The organism is Arthrobacter sp. DNA4 (assembly GCF_024362385.1).
Taxonomy (GTDB): Bacteria; Actinomycetota; Actinomycetes; order Actinomycetales; family Micrococcaceae; genus Arthrobacter.
Genome location: NZ_CP101466.1, coordinates 1085766 through 1106638, shown reverse-complemented (window position 1 = coordinate 1106638; position 20873 = coordinate 1085766). Strand labels below are relative to the sequence as shown.

Annotated in this window: 21 protein-coding genes; 13 read left to right on the top strand and 8 right to left on the bottom strand. The window is 66.1% G+C overall.

The window, feature by feature from the left end:
* Window positions 1-11 precede the first annotated feature (11 nt).
* Complete coding sequence (locus NMQ03_RS05240) at window positions 12-1067, top strand: LacI family DNA-binding transcriptional regulator (RefSeq protein ID WP_255174693.1); 1056 nt, start codon at window positions 12-14, stop codon at window positions 1065-1067.
* On the opposite strand, the gene NMQ03_RS05235 is transcribed toward NMQ03_RS05240, so the two are convergent.
* The gene (locus NMQ03_RS05235; RefSeq protein WP_255174692.1) at window positions 1064-2509 is read right to left on the bottom strand and encodes a helix-turn-helix domain-containing protein; all 1446 of its coding nucleotides are present in this window, start codon (window positions 2507-2509) and stop codon (window positions 1064-1066) included. The two genes, NMQ03_RS05240 and NMQ03_RS05235, sit on opposite strands and share 4 nt — an antisense overlap.
* A gap of 100 nt (window positions 2510-2609) precedes the next feature.
* Here NMQ03_RS05235 and pxpA point away from each other — a divergent pair, with 100 nt between their 5' ends.
* From pxpA to NMQ03_RS05205, 6 genes are all read left to right on the top strand, one after another.
* The gene (gene pxpA, locus NMQ03_RS05230) at window positions 2610-3374 is read left to right on the top strand and encodes a 5-oxoprolinase subunit PxpA (protein WP_255174691.1); all 765 of its coding nucleotides are present in this window, start codon (window positions 2610-2612) and stop codon (window positions 3372-3374) included.
* A 13-nt stretch (window positions 3375-3387) separates the two neighbouring features.
* Window positions 3388-3627 carry an acetyl-CoA carboxylase gene (locus NMQ03_RS05225; protein WP_018770516.1) on the top strand — a complete coding sequence of 80 codons (240 nt, stop codon included), beginning with the start codon at window positions 3388-3390 and terminating at the stop codon, window positions 3625-3627.
* A 9-nt stretch (window positions 3628-3636) separates the two neighbouring features.
* Complete coding sequence (locus tag NMQ03_RS05220) at window positions 3637-4986, top strand: acetyl/propionyl/methylcrotonyl-CoA carboxylase subunit alpha (protein WP_255174690.1); 1350 nt, start codon at window positions 3637-3639, stop codon at window positions 4984-4986.
* Window positions 4983-5888, top strand: a complete 906-nt coding sequence (locus NMQ03_RS05215) for an allophanate hydrolase subunit 1 (protein ID WP_255174689.1) — start codon at window positions 4983-4985, stop codon at window positions 5886-5888. Before NMQ03_RS05220 ends, NMQ03_RS05215 begins: the two co-directional genes overlap by 4 nt.
* On the top strand, window positions 5878-6864 hold the full coding sequence (locus NMQ03_RS05210) for a biotin-dependent carboxyltransferase family protein (RefSeq protein WP_255174688.1): 987 nt from the start codon (window positions 5878-5880) through the stop codon (window positions 6862-6864). Before NMQ03_RS05215 ends, NMQ03_RS05210 begins: the two co-directional genes overlap by 11 nt.
* 172 nt (window positions 6865-7036) lie before the next feature.
* Complete coding sequence (locus tag NMQ03_RS05205; RefSeq protein WP_255174687.1) at window positions 7037-7354, top strand: hypothetical protein; 318 nt, start codon at window positions 7037-7039, stop codon at window positions 7352-7354.
* 443 nt (window positions 7355-7797) lie between these two features.
* Here the strand turns inward: NMQ03_RS05205 and NMQ03_RS05200 are convergent, their stop codons facing one another.
* On the bottom strand, window positions 7798-8118 hold the full coding sequence (locus tag NMQ03_RS05200) for a GYD domain-containing protein (protein ID WP_159632709.1): 321 nt from the start codon (window positions 8116-8118) through the stop codon (window positions 7798-7800).
* 285 nt (window positions 8119-8403) lie between these two features.
* On the opposite strand from NMQ03_RS05200, the gene NMQ03_RS05195 reads away from it, so the two are divergent.
* From NMQ03_RS05195 to NMQ03_RS05180, 4 genes are read left to right on the top strand one after another with little or no spacing between them, the layout of a single operon-like run.
* Entirely contained in the window at window positions 8404-9090 is a 687-nt protein-coding gene (locus NMQ03_RS05195; protein WP_255174686.1) for a DUF998 domain-containing protein, read from the top strand.
* Window positions 9087-11798, top strand: coding sequence for a PEP/pyruvate-binding domain-containing protein (locus NMQ03_RS05190; protein WP_255174685.1), 2712 nt, complete (start codon window positions 9087-9089; stop codon window positions 11796-11798). Before NMQ03_RS05195 ends, NMQ03_RS05190 begins: the two co-directional genes overlap by 4 nt.
* A complete protein-coding gene (locus NMQ03_RS05185; protein ID WP_255174684.1) occupies window positions 11795-12520 on the top strand; it encodes a hypothetical protein in 726 nt (241 codons plus the stop codon). Before NMQ03_RS05190 ends, NMQ03_RS05185 begins: the two co-directional genes overlap by 4 nt.
* Window positions 12521-12541: 21 nt before the next feature.
* A complete protein-coding gene (locus tag NMQ03_RS05180) occupies window positions 12542-13144 on the top strand; it encodes a TMEM175 family protein (protein WP_255174683.1) in 603 nt (200 codons plus the stop codon).
* 338 nt (window positions 13145-13482) lie between these two features.
* Here the strand turns inward: NMQ03_RS05180 and NMQ03_RS05170 are convergent, their stop codons facing one another.
* Together NMQ03_RS05170 and NMQ03_RS05165 are read right to left on the bottom strand one after the other, a co-directional pair.
* Window positions 13483-13749, bottom strand: coding sequence for a hypothetical protein (locus tag NMQ03_RS05170; protein ID WP_255174681.1), 267 nt, complete (start codon window positions 13747-13749; stop codon window positions 13483-13485).
* Between the two features lie 161 nt (window positions 13750-13910).
* Window positions 13911-14432 carry an SRPBCC family protein gene (locus tag NMQ03_RS05165; RefSeq protein ID WP_255174680.1) on the bottom strand — a complete coding sequence of 174 codons (522 nt, stop codon included), beginning with the start codon at window positions 14430-14432 and terminating at the stop codon, window positions 13911-13913.
* Window positions 14433-14520: 88 nt separating this feature from the next.
* On the opposite strand from NMQ03_RS05165, the gene NMQ03_RS05160 reads away from it, so the two are divergent.
* Window positions 14521-14982 (top strand): hypothetical protein, encoded by a 462-nt coding sequence (locus NMQ03_RS05160; protein ID WP_255174679.1) that lies wholly within the window; start codon window positions 14521-14523, stop codon window positions 14980-14982.
* A 6-nt stretch (window positions 14983-14988) separates the two neighbouring features.
* Here NMQ03_RS05160 and NMQ03_RS05155 read toward each other — a convergent pair whose 3' ends face one another.
* Both NMQ03_RS05155 and NMQ03_RS05150 read right to left on the bottom strand, forming a co-directional pair.
* Window positions 14989-15852 (bottom strand): DUF1524 domain-containing protein, encoded by an 864-nt coding sequence (locus NMQ03_RS05155; RefSeq protein ID WP_255174678.1) that lies wholly within the window; start codon window positions 15850-15852, stop codon window positions 14989-14991.
* 382 nt (window positions 15853-16234) lie between these two features.
* Window positions 16235-16690, bottom strand: coding sequence for a universal stress protein (locus tag NMQ03_RS05150; RefSeq protein WP_255174677.1), 456 nt, complete (start codon window positions 16688-16690; stop codon window positions 16235-16237).
* A gap of 412 nt (window positions 16691-17102) precedes the next feature.
* Between NMQ03_RS05150 and NMQ03_RS05145 the strand changes: the two genes are divergently transcribed.
* A complete protein-coding gene (locus NMQ03_RS05145) occupies window positions 17103-18488 on the top strand; it encodes an MBL fold metallo-hydrolase RNA specificity domain-containing protein (protein ID WP_255174676.1) in 1386 nt (461 codons plus the stop codon).
* A gap of 133 nt (window positions 18489-18621) precedes the next feature.
* Here the strand turns inward: NMQ03_RS05145 and NMQ03_RS05140 are convergent, their stop codons facing one another.
* Together NMQ03_RS05140 and NMQ03_RS05135 are read right to left on the bottom strand one after the other, a co-directional pair.
* A complete protein-coding gene (locus tag NMQ03_RS05140; RefSeq protein ID WP_255174675.1) occupies window positions 18622-19653 on the bottom strand; it encodes a TerC family protein in 1032 nt (343 codons plus the stop codon).
* A 218-nt stretch (window positions 19654-19871) separates the two neighbouring features.
* A complete protein-coding gene (locus NMQ03_RS05135; protein ID WP_255174674.1) occupies window positions 19872-20741 on the bottom strand; it encodes a DUF1295 domain-containing protein in 870 nt (289 codons plus the stop codon).
* Window positions 20742-20873: the final 132 nt, after the last annotated feature.

The following is a 20873-nucleotide window of genomic DNA, read 5'->3' as shown; positions in this document are numbered from 1 at the left end:
AGGAGAAGGACATGAAAGAAAAGGCCGACGGCGGCGGAACAGTCACGCTGAAGGATTTGGCTCGGGAGCTGGGCGTCCATCCGTCCACCGTCTCCAGGGTCCTGCACTCCGGTTCCGACGTGGCCAAGGGAGCGGCCTCTGCCGCCACCGCCGAACGCGTCCGTGAACTGGCCCGCAAGCTCGGCTACTCCCCCGATCCCCAGGCCGCCAGCCTCCGTACCCGCCGCACAAAACTGCTCGGCGTCATCGTCCCCCGCCTTTCGGACCTGGTCCTGGCCATCATGTACGAGGGCATCGACGAAGCCTCAGCCGAGGTGGGGTACTCCGCGTTCGTAATGAACTCCCGCGATGACCCCGACGAACAGCGGCGGAAGATCGACCTCATGCTGGCCCGGCGGGTGGACGGCCTGATCATTGGCGACGCCCACCTTGACGGCGGCCTCCTGCAGGAACTGACGGACCGGAAGGTCCCGTTCGTGCTGATGAACCGCCGGGTGCCGGGCTACCCGTCCGCCACCTGCGACGACGTCGTCGGCGGTGAACTTGTGGCCAGCCACCTCTGGGAGATGGGCCACCGGCAGGTGGCGGTGATCGCCGGCGAGCCCTACGCAAGCACCGCCGTCGACCGCACCGCCGGGTTCCTGAACCGCTGGCGGTCCCTTGGCGGCACTATCTCCGACGACGACGTGGTCTGGTCCAAGTTCGATACCGCCGGCGGCCGGGAAGCCGGGGACAAGATCCTCGCCAGCGGCAAGCCGCGCCCCACCGCCATCTTCGCGGTCAACGACTTCGCCGCCATCGGAGCGATGGGAGCCCTGCGCTCCCGGGGCCTCGCCGTAGGACAGGACGTGGCCGTGGTGGGCTACAACGACACCTCCCTGGCCGCCGAGCTTCCCATTCCCCTGACCTCGGTCCACTCCCCGATGGCGGACATTGGACGGACGGCGGTGCAGCTCATCCAGGCCGTGCTCCGGGGCGAAAAGCCCGAAGCCGTACAGCTGGAACCCACCCTGTTCGTCCGCGAAAGCAGCGCCGCCAGGGCGCCCGCGGAAATGGCGGCCAACTAGGTTCCGGCGGCGACGATCCGCAGTGCCAGCAGGCAGGTGGCCCGCACTTCGCCGTCGTCCAGGTCCACCCGGAGAAGCTCCTCAATCTTGCGCAACCTGTACGTCAGGGTGTTGCGGTGGATGAAGAGCTCCCTGCATGTCTCGCGGGTATTCCCGCTGTACCGCAGGTAGACCTCAAGCGTTTCGCGCAAGGCCGTGCCGCCGTCGGACATCAACGGGGCCAGGAGCCGCCGGGACATGGCCACCAGCCCGGCGCCGGGCAGGCCCTCCACCACGCCGGCCAGGTCAGCGACCGGCGCCTGATGGAGCCCCGGCTCGCCCACCCGGCGGCGGGCCAGCTGGAGCACCAGCGGCAGTTCGTCCAGGTTCCCGCACCCGGAGACGACGGCGGACAGTTCCGGCGCGTCCTGGAAGGACTTTTGGACGGCGTCCATGAGTTCCATCCCCGCTTCCCCGCGCTGCACCAGCACCGTGGTGAGGCCGGCCTCCTCCATGAACCGCACGGTCCCGAATTCAGCCTGCAGGCCCACCCGCACCCGCCAGGCGATGGTCCGCAGCTTGGCCGGTGCAACCTCCCCCGCACCGCCGATCAGCACGACTCCCCACTCCCTGTCCGGCTCGAACCCGGCCTCCGCCGCGTAGCGCCGCAGGGTCGGCGCCGGAGTCCCCCTGGCCTCATAGAGCGCCTCGATCAACCGGGCAGCTTCCCGCGAATGCAGGGGCGACCGGGACCCCAGGGTGTAGCTCAGCTGCATGGCAATCACCGCGGCCACCGGCCCCAGCAGCGGTTGCAGCACCAGGCTGCTCTTGATTCCCTCGATGGCCAGCCTGAACCGGAGGATTCCGCCGCTGGGCAGGCTCAGGATGGTCCGGGCCGTTCCGCCCCCGGCCGTACCTACCGCCATGAGTTCAAACCCGTTGTGGTCAAGGACCGCCACCCGCGCCCGGATGGTCGTGGCCACCCGTTCCAGGACCTGCGCCAGCGAGTGGCCGCCCGCCGCCAGCCTGGTGCACTCATCCGCCAGGTCCCACCCCGCGCGCAGCTCGGCATAGCGTTCGGCGGCGATAAGTTGATCCACGTGCCGCATCACCTGAATGAACGGCACCTCCGGAGGCAGTTCAAGCAGCGGAAGGCCATGCGCTTCGCAGGCCTTCACCAGCCCCGGCGGCAGTTCCCGGTGCGCTGCGCCCAGGCCGAAGACCAGTCCCGAGACGGGCACGGACATCAGCCGCTCCACGTAGGCATCCCAGATCCGGTAGTCCTTGACGTTCAGGCCCATCCCATTGGTGAGCAGCAGCGCGTTGACGCTGAGGAAGGGCGTGGGGTCCATGTGCTCCGTGGGGGCGCACCAGGCGATGGGCCGGGCCAGGCGTCCCGGACTTCCGGGCACGGCAAGGCGGATGTTCAGCGCGGAATCCGCGGCGAGATCGGCAACACGCATGGCAGGCCCTCCTGGTTAGTGCAAAAAGCATAATCTGCGTGGCCACATTCGGCGATCCGCCCAATTCCGGCCGGGTCCCCGCCTCTGTACCGTTGCCTGCATGCAAAAAAACGTGACGGAAACCACGCCTGCCCAGGTGCTCCTGAATTCGGACATGGGTGAAGGCTTCGGCTTGCACGAGTTCGGCAACGACGCCGCCCTCATGGAAATCATCGACGTCGCCAACGTCGCCTGCGGCTACCACGCCGGGGACCCGGACGTCATGAACCGGACGGTGGCCATGGCCGCCGAACACGGTGTGGCCGTGGGCGCCCACCCCGGGCTCCCCGATCCCATGGGGTTCGGCCGCCGCCGCATGGTGCTCACCCCCGAGGAGGTCGAGTCCATCATCCTCTACCAGACCGGGGCGCTGACTGCCTTCCTGGCGAAGAACGGGCTGTCCCTGAACCACATCAAACCCCACGGCGCGCTCTACGGCATGCTCGCCGGCGACGAAGACCTCATGCAGGCAGCGGCCGGAACCGCCAAACAGTTCGGTGTTCCGTTCTACGGCCTGGCCGGGACCGCCCATGAATCCGTGTGCCGCGCCATGGGCGTGGACTTCGTCGCGGAGCTCTACGTGGACCTCAACTACGGCCCCGGCGGCGAGCTCCTCATCCAGCGACGCCCCGCACCCACCGACCCGGACGCCGCCGCGGAACGCGTCAGCCGGGCTGTGGCAGGCGGGCCCGTGCCCGCCGTCGACGGCACTCCCCTGAACATCGCCTTCCAGAGCATCTGCGTCCACTCGGATGCACCCAACGCCGTCGCCGTCGCCTCCGCCGTCCGCAAGGCACTCGACTCATCCCGATCCACCCACTCCTGAAAGCGAGCAGCACATGGCCACGATAGTTTCACCCCTTCCCGGAGTCTTCTACCGCAAGCCCGGGCCGGGCAAACCCCCATTCGCCAACGAAGGCGACACCATCGAAGTCGGCCAGACCATCGGCATCGTGGAAATCATGAAGCAGTTCACCGAGATCCAGTCCGACGTCGCCGGAACCCTGGAATCCTTTGAAGTCAACGAAGGCGACATGGTCAACCCGGGCGACTCCATCGTCGTCATCCGGGAAGGATAAAGGCAGCCCATGAAACTGTTCATAGCAAACCGCGGCGAGATCGCCGTGCGGATCGCCCGGACCGCCCGCGAAATGGGCATCGAAACCGTCCTGGGAGTCAGCGAGCCCGACGCCGAATCGCTGGCAGCCCGGTCAGCCGACCACTACGTGGTGGTGGGCCCGGCCCAGGCCGCCGCCAGCTACCTGAACCAGGACGCCCTGGTCACCGCCGCCCGGGAACAGGGGTGCGACGCCGTGCACCCGGGCTACGGCTTCCTCTCCGAGAACGCCGACTTCGCCCGGAAGGTGGCCGACGCCGGCCTCACCTGGGTAGGCCCGAATGCGGACACCATCGCCATGATGGGCAACAAATCCCTGGCCCGGGAAGCGGCAGCCAACGCCGGCGTCCCGGTGCTCAAGGGGTCTGACGGCCCCCTTGATCCGGAGGCCGACGCCGTCGACATCGCTCGAGGCATAGGCTACCCGCTGGTGGTGAAGGCATCCGCCGGCGGCGGCGGCCGGGGCATCCGGTTCGTGCACGACGAAAGCGAGCTCCTGGAAACCATCGAGATGGCCAGGGGCGAGGCCGCCGCCGTCTTCGGCGACCCCACCGTCTACCTGGAACGGTTCGTGGAGCATGCCCGCCACGTGGAGGTGCAGGTCCTGGGCGACGGGACCAACTTCATCCACCTCGGAGACCGCGACTGTTCCATGCAGCGCCGATCCCAGAAAGTACTGGAGGAAGCCCCCGCCCCCAACCTCCCGGACACCGTCCGCGCCACCATCAGGGAATCCTCCGTGGCCCTTGCCCGCCAGTGCGGCTACCACGGAGCGGGCACCGTGGAGTTCCTGTACGACCCCGTCAACCACGAAGCCGCATTCATTGAAATGAACACCCGCATCCAGGTTGAGCACCCCATCACCGAGCAGATCACCGGCGTGGACCTGGTCCGCGAGCAGCTCCTGATTGCCTCCACCGGAGCCATGACCCTTTCCCAGGACGACGTGCACTTCAGCGGCCACGCCATCGAATGCCGCATCAACGCGGAAGACCCCAACCACCACTTCTTCCCCAGCCCGGGAACCATCCGGTCCCTGGACTGGCCATCGGGTGAGGGCATCCGGGTGGACACCGGGGTGGAAGCAGGCTCGGTGGTGAGCCCCTACTACGACTCCCTCCTGGCCAAACTGGCAGTCCACGCACCGGACCGGGATGCCGCCATCGCGGCCACCGTGGCGGCTTTGGAGGCAACACACATCGAAGGGGTCAAGACCACGGTCCCCGTGCACCTGGCACTACTGGCCCGGCCCGAATTCGCAGAGGTCAGCCACCACTCCAAGTTCATTGAAACCGCAGCCGACCTCATGGGGGCAAAATGACCACCGAAGCCGCCGTCCTCCCGGGTGCGCGCTACACCTGGGGCGGGGACGAATTCCTGTTCGTGGAAGTCTCCGAGGCCATGAGCCTGCCCGCGAACTTCAAGGTCATGTCCATCGCCGGCAGGCTATCCGACGCCGGGCTCGCGGGAATCGTGGATATCTGCCCGGCCAACGCATCCCTGCTGGTGCGCTTCGATCCGGACGTCCTGCCTCCTGAGCAGCTGGAAACTGCCGTGCGCGACATCGAGCGGGACCTGACGTCCCACCAGGAACGGGCACTGGAGACCCGGATCGTTGAAGTCCCCGTCTGGTACGAGGACCCGTTCACCGCGGAAGTGGCACAGCGGTTCCGCGAAGGGTTCCACCAGGAGCCCGAAGGCAGCGACATCGACTACGCGGCCAAGGTCAACCACCTCAAGGACGCCGCGGAGTTCATCCAGCGGCACCACGAACAGCCGTGGCTGGTATCCATGGTTGGCTTCGTGGCCGGGCTGCCGTTCCTGTTCCAGCTGGTGGACCGCGAGAAGCAGCTGGAGGTCCCGAAGTACCTGAGCCCGCGGACCGACACCCCCAAACTGACCGTGGGGCATGGTGGATGCTTCGGCTGCATCTACTCCGTCCGCGGCGCCGGCGGGTACCAGATGTTCGGCGTGGCCGCCGCCCCCATATTTGATCCCGACCAGGCCCTGGCGGACTTCAAGGACTTCATGGTGTTCTTCCGCCCGGGGGACATCGTGAAGTTCAAGCCGGTCACGGAGGCGGAATACAACGCCATCCAGGCGGAGATCTCCGCCGGCACCTTCCGCTACCGGCAGGCGCCGGTGACGTTCGAGCTGTCCAGGGCGCTGGCCGACCCGGAAGGCTACAACCGTGAACTCATGGAGGCCCTCAATGGCATTTGAAATTGGAAACCCGGGCCTGGCCACCACGGTCCAGGACCAGGGGCGCACGGGCCACTACAACGTGGGCATCCCGCAAAGCGGTTCCATGGACCAGTACTCGGCCGAGCTGGGAAACGCCCTGGTGGGAAACACCGCACGCGAAGCGGTCCTGGAGTGCACCTACCTGGGCCCGGCGCTGACCACCGACAGCGACGCCGTTATTGCCGTCACCGGAGCCCCTGTGGAGGTGAAGGTCAACGGGGAGCCGCGGCCGCAGTGGAGCCGCCTGCTGCTGAAGGCCGGGGACCAGCTTTCCTTCGGCGTGATCCAGGGCGGCACCCGCTACTACATCGCGGTCCAGGGCGGCATCGACGTCCCGGAGGTGCTGGGCAGCCGGTCCACGTACAGCCTGGGCGCCATCGGCGGATTCAAGGGCCGCAAGCTTGAAGCGGGCGACGTTGTCCCCGTGGGCGCTCCCCTCAACGGGGGAAGACTCCCCCAGGCCGAAAGCGTCCCGGATGAATTCCGGCCTGTTTTCGCCAAGGAGCAGGAAGTCCGGATTGTGCTGGGGTTGTACGACCACCGCCTGACCGAGGAAGGCCTGGGCAATCTCCTCAACGAGGAGTGGAAAGTGACGCCCGTGGCCGACCGGATGGGTCTGCGCTACTCGGGACCGGGGGTGAAATGGAAGGAGCGCGAACAGCCGTTCGGCGCCGGCACGGACCCTTCCAACATCGTGGATGCGGGGTATGCCGTGGGATCTATCCAGATTCCCGGTGGCACCCAGCCGATCATCCTGCACCGCGATGCCGTCTCCGGCGGCGGCTACGCGATGGTGGGCACCGTGATCAGCGCTGACATGGACCTGGTGGCCCGGGCGGCGCCCGGAACGGCGACCCGGTTTGCCGCTGTCAGCCTGGCTGATGCCCTGGCGGCCCGCAGGGACCTTGCCGACCGCCGGAACAAGGCCTGGGCGGCACTGGGCGCCAACCGCTGACGGGCAGCGGCGGGTCCCCTGCCCAGGGCCCGCCGCTCCTCGTCGCTGGCCGATTGATCTGCCGCGCGGCACGCTTTCGGCGGGGGAAGTAGGGTAATTTTCCCCCTGTGCGCAGGCCGCCACCGGGTCTAGCGTGATGCGCATCAGCGTCCACCGCCGTCGAGGAGCCATCATGGCCGGGTTTGTGCAGATCATCGAATTCACGTCCTCCCGCATCAAGGAGATCGAAGAGCTGGGCCGCCCTTCCCGAACCGAGGGAACCACTCCGCCCACCTTCCGCCACATCATTGCCACCGCTGACCGGGACCATCCTGGGCACTACTTCACGATCGTGGACTTCGATTCCTTTGACTCGGCCATGGAGAATTCCGACCGGCCGGAGACGTCCGAGTTCGCTGCCCGGATGGCCGAGCTGTGCGACGGGCCCGTGATTTTCCACAACCTGGATGTCCTGTGGGAGGACACCGGGCAAGGTGCAGGCAACGCGTAACAGCAGGACATGGATTTCCTGACTGCCGCTCCCCTACTACAGGTTTCGATCAAGATTGAGGCAATAAATCCCCTCAATGGACAAAAGCCCTTCCGAATGCAGATGCCGCTTCCTAAGGTGGTCACAGGTTCGACCAGGGGGAAATATCTTGCTCACGACGGACGCATTTCAAGGCAATATCACTGACGGAGCCCGCAACGCGGGACCCGGCAGCCCAAGTAATTCCGCAGCGCACCGCCCCGTTCCGGCACCACCGCGCAAAGGAACCGCGCCCTCCCAGACGCCGGTCCCAAGGGTCAGCGGCCGCGAGCGCGAAGTCCAGCAGCTGATCTACGATCTCGCGCTTCTCGCCGCCAGGCAGTGTCCGCAGTAATTCGCCCACGCGGCGGGAGGCCGCCGTCGTAATTTCCGACGGCGGCCCGCCGGCCAGGCGCGTCACTCCCCTACTGTCCCGGCGCCCGGTAGGACGGGGTCTTCTTGGCGGCCGCGTCGAGGTCCTCCACGGTAAGGAGCGGCTTCAGCCGGACGTTGACGGTCCCCGACGAATTGATCAGCAGTGACAGCGCTGCGGCGCTGGCATCGTCCGGAATCTCAAAAACGCCCAGGACGTCGTAGTACCCAAAGGCGTAGTAGAAGCTTTCCAGCGTGCCTCCCACAGACTTCAGGGCTTCCGTCAGGGCGTCACGCCGCGCGGTACCGCCTTCCTGCATGAGCCCCTTGATGCCCTGGCCCACGTACGTTGCTTCAAACAGATACTTCGGCATGGTCTTTCCTCCTGGCCTGTCCGCCGGCGCCTCATTCCGTGGTTTGCCGGGACCGGCGCCGATAAGGCGGAACGTATTCCCGGGGCTGGGTGCAGTCAAGATTCCCGGATACCCAATAACAGGAATAGGGGTCAGCGTTCCTGCCCTACCGCAGCCCCCAAGGCCGTTCGGCCCTAGGCATGCATCCGCGCTGGGCAGACGCTGGAACAGGTAGGCGTCCAGGCTTCCGCCCGCGTGCCCTGCGCCTACCGGTTGCTGGAGTGCGGGCTCTGAGGACATTCCAAGATGTCAATTGCAGGAGGACGACTCCCCGGGCAAAGACCGGCTGTCCCGTTCGAAAGCCGCGGCAAGGAAACCCTGCGCATCGCCCTCCTCGCGGCCGGGCCGCTGTCATCACTGCTCTACGTGGTGTTCACCGACGGCATTGCGGCGTCCCAATGGGCCGGCTACCGGCGCACCGAACAGATGGTGAGCGAACTTTTGGCCGTCGGCTCCCCCGGCTACCAGGTCGTGGCCCCGCTCACCTGGCTCTACACGGTCTTGTTCACCGCGTTCGGACTGGGCGTCTGGACCTCGGTCCGCGGGCACAGGGCCCTGCGCATCGGCGCCGGTCTGCTCACCGCCTACGGGCTCTGGAACATCATGGGCGCACTTTTCCCGCTGCGCCTCGGCGACGACACGTCCATCCCGGCGCACATCGTGGCCACCAACGTGCAGCTCGGCCTCATGGTCGCCGCCATGTGCTTTGTCGCGGCAGGATTCCACGGCGGGATGCGCGCCTACTCGATCGTCTCGCTCGCAATGTCAGCGCTCATGGGTATGGTCGCGTTTATGGCAGCCCCGGGACCGAACCTCGTCTTGGGCGTCGGCGAGCGCATCAGCATCGGGGCGTTCCTGCTCTGGGTTGCGGTCCTGGCGGCAGTGCTTTGGAAACGGCCGACGGCGATGGACAGTAAGGGAGCACCGTCATGACCTACGTCATGGACCTGGGCGACGTGGACCGGAGCGACATCGCCGGGGCGGGCGGCAAGGCCGTGGGCCTCGGCGGCCTCATCCAGGCCGGGCTGCCGGTCCCGCCGGGGGTGGTCCTCACCACCGCCGCGTACGCGGATTTCACCGCCGAAAACAACCTCGATGCGGCCATCCAGGAGTTGGCCGCACTGCCACCTGATGCGTCGCCGCAGGAGTACGAGCATGCGTCCGCGCTGATCCGGACCCTGTTCCACAAAGGCACCATGCCTGCCGCCATCCAAGCCGAACTCGAGTCCGCCTATGAGCGCCTCGGCGGCGGGGACACCGCCGTGTCGGTCCGCTCCTCCGCCACCGCCGAGGACCTCGCCTCCGCCAGCTTCGCTGGGCAGCAGGAAAGCTACCTCAACATCCGCGGCCTGGACGCCCTGGCCATGGCCGTCATTAACTGCTGGGCCTCCCTCTGGACGGCGCGCGCCATGGCCTACCGTGCCCGCGAAGGCGTGCTGCCCGGCCAGGTGCGCCTCGCCGTCGTCATCCAGCAGATGGTGGAGGCCGAGGCGGCCGGGGTGATGTTCACGGCCAACCCCTCGAACGGCCGCCGCGACCAGACGGTGATCAGCGCGGCCTGGGGCCTGGGCGAGGCCGTGGTCAGCGGGCAGGTCACCACCGACGACCTGACCGTGGACACCCACACGGGCAAAGTCCTCACGCGGCAGACAGCCGACAAGGAACTCATGACCGTATCCTCGGACAACGGAACGGTCGAGGAAAAAGTCGCGGAAGACCGCCGTCGTGCGCCGGTCCTGGACGATGCCGCGGCGGCCGAGCTCGCCGCACAGGGCCAGCGGATTGCTGACCACTTCGGAGCCCCGCAGGACATCGAGTGGGCCAGGGCGGACGGGAGGTTCTTCCTGCTCCAGTCCCGGCCCATCACCGCGCTGCCCGAACCCGCGGCGGACGTCCCTACGGAATGGCATGTCCCCTACCCCAAGGGCCTCTACTTCCGGGCGAGCATCGTGGAGCAAATGCCGGAGCCGCTCACCCCGCTCTTCGCCGACCTCGTCGACGGCTCAGTGACCCGCTCGCTGTCCGCCCTGATGAACCAGGCGCTGGGGCCGGGCTCCCTCCGCGAGGGCGACGTCCGCTTCCCCACCGTCAACGGCTACGCCTACTACTACTACCGCACCTGGCCCATGCTGCGGATGACGGGCAGGACGGTGCTTACCATGGGGGCACTGTTCGGTGGCAAGGCGCATATGGGCGTCGCGGGCTGGCGCGACTACTCGCATCCGCGCTACGAACGCATCATCAAGGACTGGTCGGCGAAACCACCAACAGAACTTTCCGGAGAGCAGCTGCTCGCGGGCGTGCAGGCCCTCCTGGACGCCGGAACCGTGTACTACACGGCCGTGCAGTCCATCATTCCGATGGCCGACATGAGCGAACTCTCCTTCCGCGCCGTCTACAAGGCCGTCCGGCGGGACGGCGATCCCCCTGCCCAGGAGTTCCTGCTGGGCTTTGACAGCGAGCCCATCCGGGCGGAAAAGTCCCTGTACGACCTCGCGGGCTGGGCGCGCAGCGATCCTTCGCTGGTGAAGGCGTTGCTGGAACGGCCGACGCCGGAACTTGCCGAGTGCCTGCGGACAGGTTCCGCGCCGGAGGGCGTGGAGGACGTTTTGTGGCAGGAATGGCGGTTCACCTTCCAGGAACATCTGGACCTCTACGGGCACGCGGTCTACAACCTGGACTTCGCCACCCCGGTGCCGGCGGACAACCCGTCCGCGCAGCTGGAAACGGTGAAGTTCTACCTCCGCGGGCAGGGCACCGACCCGCATGAGCGGCAGCGGCTGCTGACCGAGCGCCGGGAGGCACTGATCCGGGAGGTGGCTTCGCGCCTGGGTCCGCGGCGCCGGGCACTGTTCCTCCGGGTGCTGAAGTGGGCGCAGGAGACGGCGCCGGTGCGTGAGGACGCCCTGGCCGACGTTGGACTCGCCTGGCCGCTGCTGCGGCGGATACTGCGGGAACTCGGCCGGCGGCTGGTGCTGTCAGGAGTCATCGCCGCGCCCGACGACGTGTTCTGGCTGCGCTTCCAGGAACTTCAGAGTGCGGTGGAGTTTGGGCTCGCGGACGTGGAGGCAAATGTTTCCCTGGCCGGTGCGTCGCGGCCGGTCCGTGCCGCCGCCGTCGAGGAACGCAGGATGCTGTGGCGCGGCCAGGCGAAGGCCGACGCCCCGCAGATGCTGCCGCAAAAAGCGTGGATGGAGAAGGCCTTCGGCTCGATGATGCCGGCGGGACCGCAGCACCAGTCCGGCGACGTGATCAAGGGCGCGGGCGCGAGTTCCGGCCGGGTAACTGCACCTGCCCGGGTGCTGCGGGGTCCGGAGGACTTCGGCTCGATGCAGCCCGGCGAGGTGCTGGTGGCACGCATGACCACTCCGGCCTGGACGCCGTTGTTCGCGATGGCCTCCGCGGTAGTCACCGATGTGGGCGGGCCGCTGAGCCACAGCTCCATCGTGGCCCGCGAGTACGGCATCCCGGCCGTCCTGGGCACGGGGGTGGCGACGCAGCGGCTGGCCGGTGGACAGAAGGTGAGCGTGGACGGCGACGCGGGGACGGTCACCATCGAGGCCACCGCCGGTGCCGCCGCTGGCTCCGGGGCGCCTTCCCTGGACGACCTGAATCCTGGGCATGAAGGGAGGGCACGATGACACACCGCACAGGCAGGGGCGCAATAGTGGCAGGGGGTGCGGCGGCCTGCTGTGTAGCCGCTTACCTGTCCATTGTGCGGCCCCGCCTGCTCCGCTGGGGTGCTACCCCCGACGAAGTCCAGGAGCCATACCCGGGCGCAGACCTGATTCCGGACAGCTCCCGAAGCGCGACCATGGCCGTGACCATCGATGCACCCCCATCCCGCGTATGGCCTTGGTTGGTGCAGATGGGCACAGACCGCGCAGGCTGGTACAGCTGGGACCGTCTCGACAACTTTGGGCGGCGCAGCGCTGAAAGCATCCATCCCGAGTGGCAGGACATCGCCCTCGGCCAGCATTTGGCCGCCAAGCCGGATGGCAGCGAGTGGTGGGAGGTCGCGGCCCTTGAACCGGAGCGGTTTTTGGGTCTCCGCATGTCCCTCGATCTGCGGGGGCGTCCCTTCGATCCGGCGGGGACACGGCCGCGTTTTTACACCGACTCCCTCTGGGGATTCGACGTGCGCAGCCTGCCCGAGGAGCGAACCCGGCTGGTGGTCAGCGGCTACTGGGCCCTGCGGCCCACGTGGCTTCAACCCATCATGAGCGCAGCCATCCTGGAACCGTCGCACTGGGTCATGCAGACCCGCCAGTTCTCGAATCTCAAGCGGCTCGTAACCGGCTACTGGCCAGCGCAGACGGCGGCGCCGGGAGGCCGGCAGTGGTTTGACACCCTGGCCACGTGAGTTTGCGTGCATGATGTTCGGGTGAACAAAAATCGGCTCGAGGCTTTCAGCGACGGCGTACTAGCGATCATCATCACCATCATGGTGCTGGAACTGCACACGCCCGAGGAACCCACGTGGGCAGGCGTCGCCGCCATCCTGCCCACGATCTTCACCTACCTCCTGAGCTTCGTGTACGTGGGGATCTACTGGAACAACCACCACCACATGATCCACCTCGCCAGCCGGGTGAGCGGCGGTATCCTCTGGGCCAACCTCCACCTGCTGTTCTGGCTGTCCCTGTTCCCGTTCACCACCCGGTGGATGGACGAGTCCGGTTTCCTGCAGGTCCCCGTGCTGCTGTACGGCGTCAACCTGCTGTGCGCCGCGATCGCCTACTTCATCCTGGAGCGGCGGCTGATCGCAGTGCAGGGCAAAGATGGGGCGCTTGCCCAGGCCGTGGGGAAAGACTGGAAGGGCAAGGCTTCTCCGCTGATCTACCTCACCGGCATTGCCCTCACCCTGGTCCAGCCGCTGCTGGGAGTCGCGGTCTTCACCATCGTCGCGCTGATCTGGCTGGTTCCGGACCGGCGGGTGGAACACTTCGTGGTGGCGGCCCACCAGGACAGCGCGGAGCAGGCGTAACCACGGGTTACTGCACCGGCGCTTCCCCCCTGCCGGGCCCGCACGGCGCGCGTACCTTGACGCATGAGTGACCGCGAGGACTTACCTTCAGGTACCTGGAGGACAGCGTTTCCGACTGCACCCCATGGGAGTTCGAGTTGCAGGCATGCGGGGACGTGGCCTACCGCCGGCATCGAACGCATCTCGTTCCGACGGGACGGCGAGCCCGCAGGCCTCACGCTCCGGGCCACACAGGTTTACCTGCGCGAGGACGGCAAGTGGAAGGTTGCGCACCGGCATGCCGATGCCCTTACCGAGTGACCACCCTCAGGCTTGCCGCTTCCGTAATGCGGCTCCGGCTACTCCCCCATGCCCGGGTGCACGGGAACAAAATCCAGTTTGTTGCCTGAGTTGGTCCGGCCTGCCGGGGTCCGGTTAAAGCCCTTCGCGTCGAGACCGTTCTGGGCGCGGAACTCGGCAAGCGCGGCGTCGTAGGCGTTGTTGAGGGTCCGGCCCGAAAACTCGCCGCTGCTGCCGTCGTTGAAGGCAATCCGGATCCGGACACTGGCCGGGTAATGGCGGTTCATGCGGACGAAGCCGTCGGCGTCCTGCTGGAGAGTGATCACGTGGTCCTGCTTTCGTTGGGGAGCACCCCCAAGTCTGCCGCACGAACCCCATGCCGACGGCACCCTGCCGCGTGCCGCCGTCGTGATTCATGACGCGGAAGTCCATCCCTGCCGGTGTTAGTCCCGCGCGGCTTGGGCCCGCCGGCGAAACCCGCCCGTGCCTACCGTGCCTCGAGGACTGTTTTCAGCTTTGCCAGCTGGGCGACCTCCTGGTCCATGGTGCGCTGGACCATCGGCCCAGCGAGTTTCATCAGTCCCTTGGGTTGCAGGTCCAGGGTGAAGCGGACCGTTGTCCCGCCGTCGGATGGCGCGAGGTGGTAGGCGCCGGAGGGGCGGGCAGGACCGGCCACCACTTGGAAGCCGAGGAGCCTGCCGGGTTCGGCGGCGATGATCTCGTAGTCGCCGTCGATGGCCCGGCCGCCCGGTCCGCTCAGCGTCTGCCTGTACACCGCGCCGGGCATTCCGGCAGTACCGCTCTTCAGCGAGATGGACTGAACGCCTGCACGCCACGCCGTGTTGTTCAACCCGTCGGCCAGGAACATGTAAACCTCGTCGGGCGAACGGCTGATGGTGATCTGGTTCTCGGCGTGAGCCGTGGCTGCCCCTAAGCGAGTCTTTTCGTCCCCGGTTATCCCGGTGCCAAGGAACAATCTGCCATCTGCAGGCCGTCCGGGGAAGAGCATGAACGGCCTGCACCCCCGCCGGCACCTCAAGTTTGCGGCAACTGCCTTGAAACCCACATGGCACGCACAGCCATACTGGGCGATGGGGATGACACGGCGTGGAACATGGCTGCGGTACGGGCTGCTGTCGGCCCTGTTGATCGGGATCCACCTGGGCACCCGGTGGTTCTTTTCCGAGGGCGTCTACCAAGGCGCCGCGAACGTGCCGCTGCGCAGATTCCCGGACAATGTGCATATCGTGGACCTGCTGACCTTCACGCCGATCTTCATCGGCCTGAAATTCGTGGCCTACGACTCGGCAGTGCGGGCCTTTACCAAGGGTTTCCGGCCGCCTGCGGTGATGGTCATTTTCGTCGCCGGCTACGTGATGGCCCTGGCTATGGACATTGCCTGCCTCATTGCGGCGTCAAGACCTATTGCGGACTCGGGGTACGCACTTCTGGGTTCAATTCTCCAAACGCCGTTCATACTCCTCCTGACCGGCGCGATCATCGCAGGCCTGACGCTGAACAAGGACGCGCCGCCCCGGACAGGGCCTCACGCGGTATAGCGGGAGCTACCCCTCGCAGGCTACTCCGTCGCCGTCGCCGTCCAGTCCGGAACGGTACCCGGGGGTGCCGGCATACAGCGGGGCAGCCCCGGCAGCCACCGCCTCGGAGCAGTTCGCGTAGTAGACGACCGTGGCGCTGGAGGCGGCCGCTACGGTGGCCGGTGCCTGCTGCCCGGGGCACGTGGCAAGGATCCCGGCGATGGCGTCGTGCTCCGCCTGCGTCACCCACAGACTGTACCGCGCCTTCACAGAGACCTGCCGGGCGACGTACTCACACCGGAAGCCCTTGGCCGGAGGCAGCCAGGTGGCGGCGTCGCCGTCGCCCTTTTGCTGGTTCGTGGGCCCGTCCGTCGCCTGCAGATTCAGCGGGTCGTTGGCGAAGGCCGTCCGCTGCTCCGAGGTCAGCTGCTGGGCACCCTTCTGCCAGGCGTCGCTGAGTGCCACCACATGGTCGATCTGTACTGCACTGCTGGTGGTGGTCCCGCGGACGAAGTTGATGACAGTGCCCGTGTAAGGGTCCGCAAGTACGCCGGTCTTGACCGTGCACGGGACGCCGGTGACGTACGTGATCTCCGTCAGGTCCCGGTTGAGGATGTCGTTCCGGGTGTCACAGCCGTTCTGGTCCACGTCCGCCCACGTTGCCCCGAACAGCGAGCGCTCGTACCCGGTCTTGGGTGCCCGGCCCTTGACCGGCAGGGTCTCGAGCAGGTCCGCGGCCTGGACTGTTGCTGACGGCTCGGTGCCTGTGTCGGCGGCAACCGCCGGCAGGTTTGCGCCGAAGAGGGCCAGCAGCGCGGAAAGGACGACGGCGGCCGTCCAGCGGGTGCCGGAGGCAGGCGTGGTGTCGGGCAAGGACGCGTGGCTGGACATGCAGATTCCCCAGGTTGTGTGCAGGAAAAGTTTGGTGCGTCAGCCCCCATTACCGCTGACGCCACGCAAGAGCTTAGCGTCGGGGAATGCCCTCAATTGGCCGGTTCCACTGGAACTCGGGCAATCCTTCCCGACTCCTGCGCGAACGCTGCGCCTGGGAACGATCCGGGGCATCCACATACGGCGCACGGTGACAGCAAAGGGACGGCCCCACCAGCACCGGAGTCTTCAGACGCAGAACCTGCAGGTACCTTCGCGATCTCGCTAAGAGAAGGCTCGGACATTCTCATGTCCTGAACAACCCGGCGTCATCTGATGGTTACCTGCAGGCGCTTTAAGTGTAGGACGGGACCCGCTTCTCCAACAGGGGGCAGTGCTGGAATCATGCCTTGGAGTGAACCACCAGGACAGGACATTCGGCGTGGTTGACCACCTGGGCAGAAACGGAACCCAGCTGCAAACCGGGAAATCCTCCGTGTCCCCGGGAACCTATGACGATAAGGTCCGCGTCACTGGCCGCATCGAGAATTGCCGACGCAGGTGAATGCGTGTCTACCAGCCGCCCTGCAGCTGGTACGCCTGCATTTTCGGCGGACTTTAGCGCGTCTTCTTGGAGGCTCCGGGCGATGTGCTCCGGAGACTCTTCGGCGGCAATCTCACCCGCCGCTGTTTCCAGGACAGCCGGATACCATGCCATCGCCGGCTTGTTCCAGGCTGTGACCAGGCGGAGCTGCCCGTTGCGCCGGTGTGCCTCGTCCAACGCCCAGGTCAGTGCCGCCCGGGAATGTTCGGAACCGTCAAAACCGACAATTATCAAGAACGAACCGGTGCCAGTCATGTGTCTTCCTTTCACTGCCCCCTGGATGGTGAAGTTCCATTCAGGGTCCTGGGGCAGACGGTGTGGACGGGCCGCATGCTTACCTTCCGGCGTCCCTCCCGATCACAAAGTACAGCGCGTTGCCCGCCTGCCGGCAGGGGCGAAATCCCCTAATCATCGGGACAAACACCTGCGGCCATCCGCGAGCGACGGCCCCCGGCAGGAGGGCCTTTTGTCCCTAACAGCCCAACGTTCGTGGGTATTAACTGGACTGACGCCGGCACCTCAAGAACGCCTTCCAACGGGGTCCTGCAAGTCCGCGCTCCGCTTCCCGACGAAGTGCAGGCCACGGAACCGAAGAAGCTTCCCATCACGCGTGGCTGGCGTGGGAATTTTTTCCTCCACCGCCACAGTGCAATAACAAGGAGCAGTCATGGGAGAACAGCATCCCCCGATGCTGCAGTTTCTCGGCGCAACGGACACCGTGACGGGTTCCCGGTACCTGGTCCGTTCCCAAGGACACCAGGTCCTGGTCGATTGCGGGCTCTTCCAGGGCTATAAGCTCCTCCGCGACCGTAACCGCATACCGTTCCATGTCACACCGGCCGACATCGATGCAGTTGTCCTCACCCATGCCCACTTGGACCACAGCGGGTATATCCCTGCCTTGGTGCGGGACGGTTTCCACGGCCCCGTCTATGCGACGGCTGGTACCGCAGAACTGTGTACTTTGCTGCTTCCCGACAGCGGCTACCTTCAGGAAGAGGAAGCCCGCTACGCAGATCGCAAGGCATCATCAACCCACCATCCCCCCAAACCCCTCTACACCGCCGAAGATGCCGTCCGTTCACTCAACAACTTCAAAACCCGGGACTTTGACCGCCCGTTCCCCCTGCCCGGAGGAATCGAAGCATCATTCCTTCCCGCCGGACACATCCTCGGCGCCGCACAGGTGCATCTCAGACTGGCCGGACGCACCATCCACTTCACCGGAGACCTTGGCCGCGCCCGTGACCCGCTGATGTACCCGCCGCGGGGCCTTGAGCCCGTGGACGTGCTGGTCACGGAATCCACCTACGGGAACCGGGCACACCCGGCAGGAGATCCTGAGACTGAACTCGGGGAAATCATTACAAGGGTGGCCAAGCGGCATGGAGTCATCCTGATCGCAGCGTTCGCTGTAGGCCGGGCCGAAACAGTGCTGCTGCACATCTCTCGCCTCTTGGCGAAACAGGCAATCCCCTCCGTCCCGGTCTACCTCAACAGCCCGATGGCCATCGATGCATCCGACATGTACCAGCGCCACCGCGAAGAACACAGGCTCAAGCCACACGAATTCGAGGCCATGTACAAGGTGGCGAAGCCCGTCCGCAGCCCTGATGAGTCCAAATTGCTTAATCTCCGCGGCGGGCCCATGATCATCATCTCCGCAAGCGGCATGCTCACTGGCGGCAGGATTCTGCACCACCTCACTGCCTATGGACCTGACAGGCGCAACGCCATCATTCTCAGCGGATACCAGGCAGGAGGAACCCGGGGCGCCTCCCTCGCCGCAGGCGAAAAACACCTCCGGATCTACGGCCAGGACGTCAATATCGAGGCGGAGGTCATCCAGATGGAAGGGCTGTCCGCGCATGCCGACTCCGACGAACTGATCCAGTGGATGAAGGCCGCGCCCCAGGCGCCGGCAATGACCTACATCACCCACGGAGAGCCGGATGCCTCTGATGCCCTCCGGGCCAGAATCAAACGCCAGCTCGGATGGAGGGTCCGCGTCCCCGAGCACATGGAAACCATCTCACTGGACAAGCCCCTTTAAGGGACGATTGAAAACCCCTGCCCTCCGCCACCCGATTCCTCCGCTACCGGCTCGGGTGCCGGTCACCCGGGCGACGGCGACACCCACCTGGAGTGCCGCCGTCGTACGTCCTGCGCAGGGAGCCAGCCGGCTGCTAGCGCGGGGCCCGGGCCGGCGTATCCGAGTCCTCACCTTCGCGGGCGTCAACATCACCATGGACTGCATGGCCGCCGCGGGTCTTGAGCAGGCTGGCCACCGTGGCCACCAGGATCGTGGCGCCGATGAACAGCAGGGAGAGCCAGATGGGGATTTCCGGGACCCAGAGGAGCGGCTGGCCGCCGTTGATGAAGGGGAGCTCGTTGACGTGCAGGGCGTGGAAGACCAGCTTCACGCCGATGAAGGCGAGGATGACGGCGAGGCCTTGGGCGAGGTAGACGAGGCGTTCCAGCAGTCCCCCGATGAGGAAGAAGAGCTGCCGCAGTCCCATGAGGGCGAAGGCGTTGGCGGTGAAGACGATGTACGCCTCGCTGGTCAGGCCGTAGATCGCGGGGATCGAGTCGACGGCGAAGATCAGGTCCACGAAGCCGATGGCGATAATGGTGAGCATCATCGGGGTCACGAAACGCTTGCCGTCCAGTTTCACGGTGAGCTTGTCCCGGTGGTAGTCCGGGGTGACCGGCAGGACGCGGCGGACCAGGGTCATGAATTTCCCGTCGGCCGGGTTGGCGTCATGGCCGCCGAACGCCTGCCGGTAAGCGAGGACCAGCAGCAGGGCACCGAAGATGTAGAACACCCAGGAGAAGTTTTCGATCAGCGTGGCGCCAATGGCGATGAACCCGCCGCGGAGGATGAGGGCGATGATGATGCCCACCATCAGCACCTTCTGCTGGTACTTCTTGGGAACGGCGAACCCGGTCATCACGATGAGGAAGACGAACAGGTTGTCCACGGACAGGGCTTTTTCGGTGAGGTAACCGGCGAAGTACTCGCCGCCGTACGTCCAGCCGGAGACCATCCCAATCCCGGCGCCGAAGACGAGCGCGAGTCCAATGTAGAAGGCCGACCAGCGCGCCGATTCACCGATGGACGGTTCGTGCGGTTTGCGGACGTGGGCGAAGAACTCATAAACGAAGAACAGGATTGTCACAGCAATGGTGATGATCCAGACGAGGGGTGTTACCTGCATGGCGGTACTCCAAAGGGTAGGCGTTGACATGTACGCCAAGGTCTCCTCCGCCCGGTGGGAACCGGAGCCGGTGGCCCGGGATGCTTCGCTGCATCCGTATTGACGGGCCACTCACAGACGGGAGTACTCCCCTTGATGGGTTAAATCGTAACTGATCAACGGGCGACGGCGGCGCCCGGTTCCGGATGCCGCCGTCGTTAGTCCTGCTGGAGAGAGCCCTACTTCAACTTGGGCACCAGCACAGGCGTGTTCTTCTTGTACTCCTCGTAGTCCGCCTGGCCGCCCCACTTCTTGTCCGCCTTCTTCTCCAGGGGCGGCACGCCGCTGCCCTTGGTCAGCAGCAGTGCCACGAACACCGGGGAGACCAGGGCCGACCACTGCCAGCCCTGCAGGACGGGCAGGGCGATGATGGCAACACCCACCCACAGCGTGATCTCGCCGAAGTAGTTGGGGTGGCGGGACTTGGACCACAGGCCCGTGCTGATGAAGCGGCCCTTGTTGGCGGGATCGTCCTTGAACCGGTTCTTCTGCAGGTCCGCCGCGGTCTCGATGGTGATGCCCACAAGCCACACCAGCAGGCCAACCCAGAAGAACCCGTCCAGCCCCACCTTCTTGTCCGACGTGATGGCCACCCATGCGAGCGCCGCCGTGAGCACCACCCACAGGCCCTGGATGGTCCAGGTGTTCAGGAAGCGGAAGAAGTCCGGCTTGAGCTCGTCAAAGCGGTCGTCCTTGCCATGCTTGCTGATCCGCAGGAACAGGAAGCTCCCCAGCCGCGCGGCCCACAGCACCACCATGGCCGCCAGCAGCATGCCGCGGGCATCCACGCCGGGGGACGCCAGCACCAGGAACACCGTGATGGAGATGTAGGTCAGGGCGCCGGTGAGGTCGTAGAACTTCTCCGTCTGCGCCTTGTAGGACGGAATGAACACCAGCCACTGGATCACGAAGGCGATGGCAACGCCCAGTGCAAACACCGGGAACCCGCCGATCCTCGACCCGCCCTGGCTGCCTGCGAGGGCAATGAGCACCGCGACCACCACGGCGATAATGGTGCTGATGAGGGCCTTGCGGCTCTTTTCGTTCACGGACAGATTCCTTTCCCCTGGTCTGCCGCGCGCTGCTGCACGGCCGGTCCCATCCGCGCCCCTCCGGGCACGGCTGTATCCAACAACAACTCAGCCATGGTGGCCTTGTCCACTAAGTGTTCGGAGCGGGGG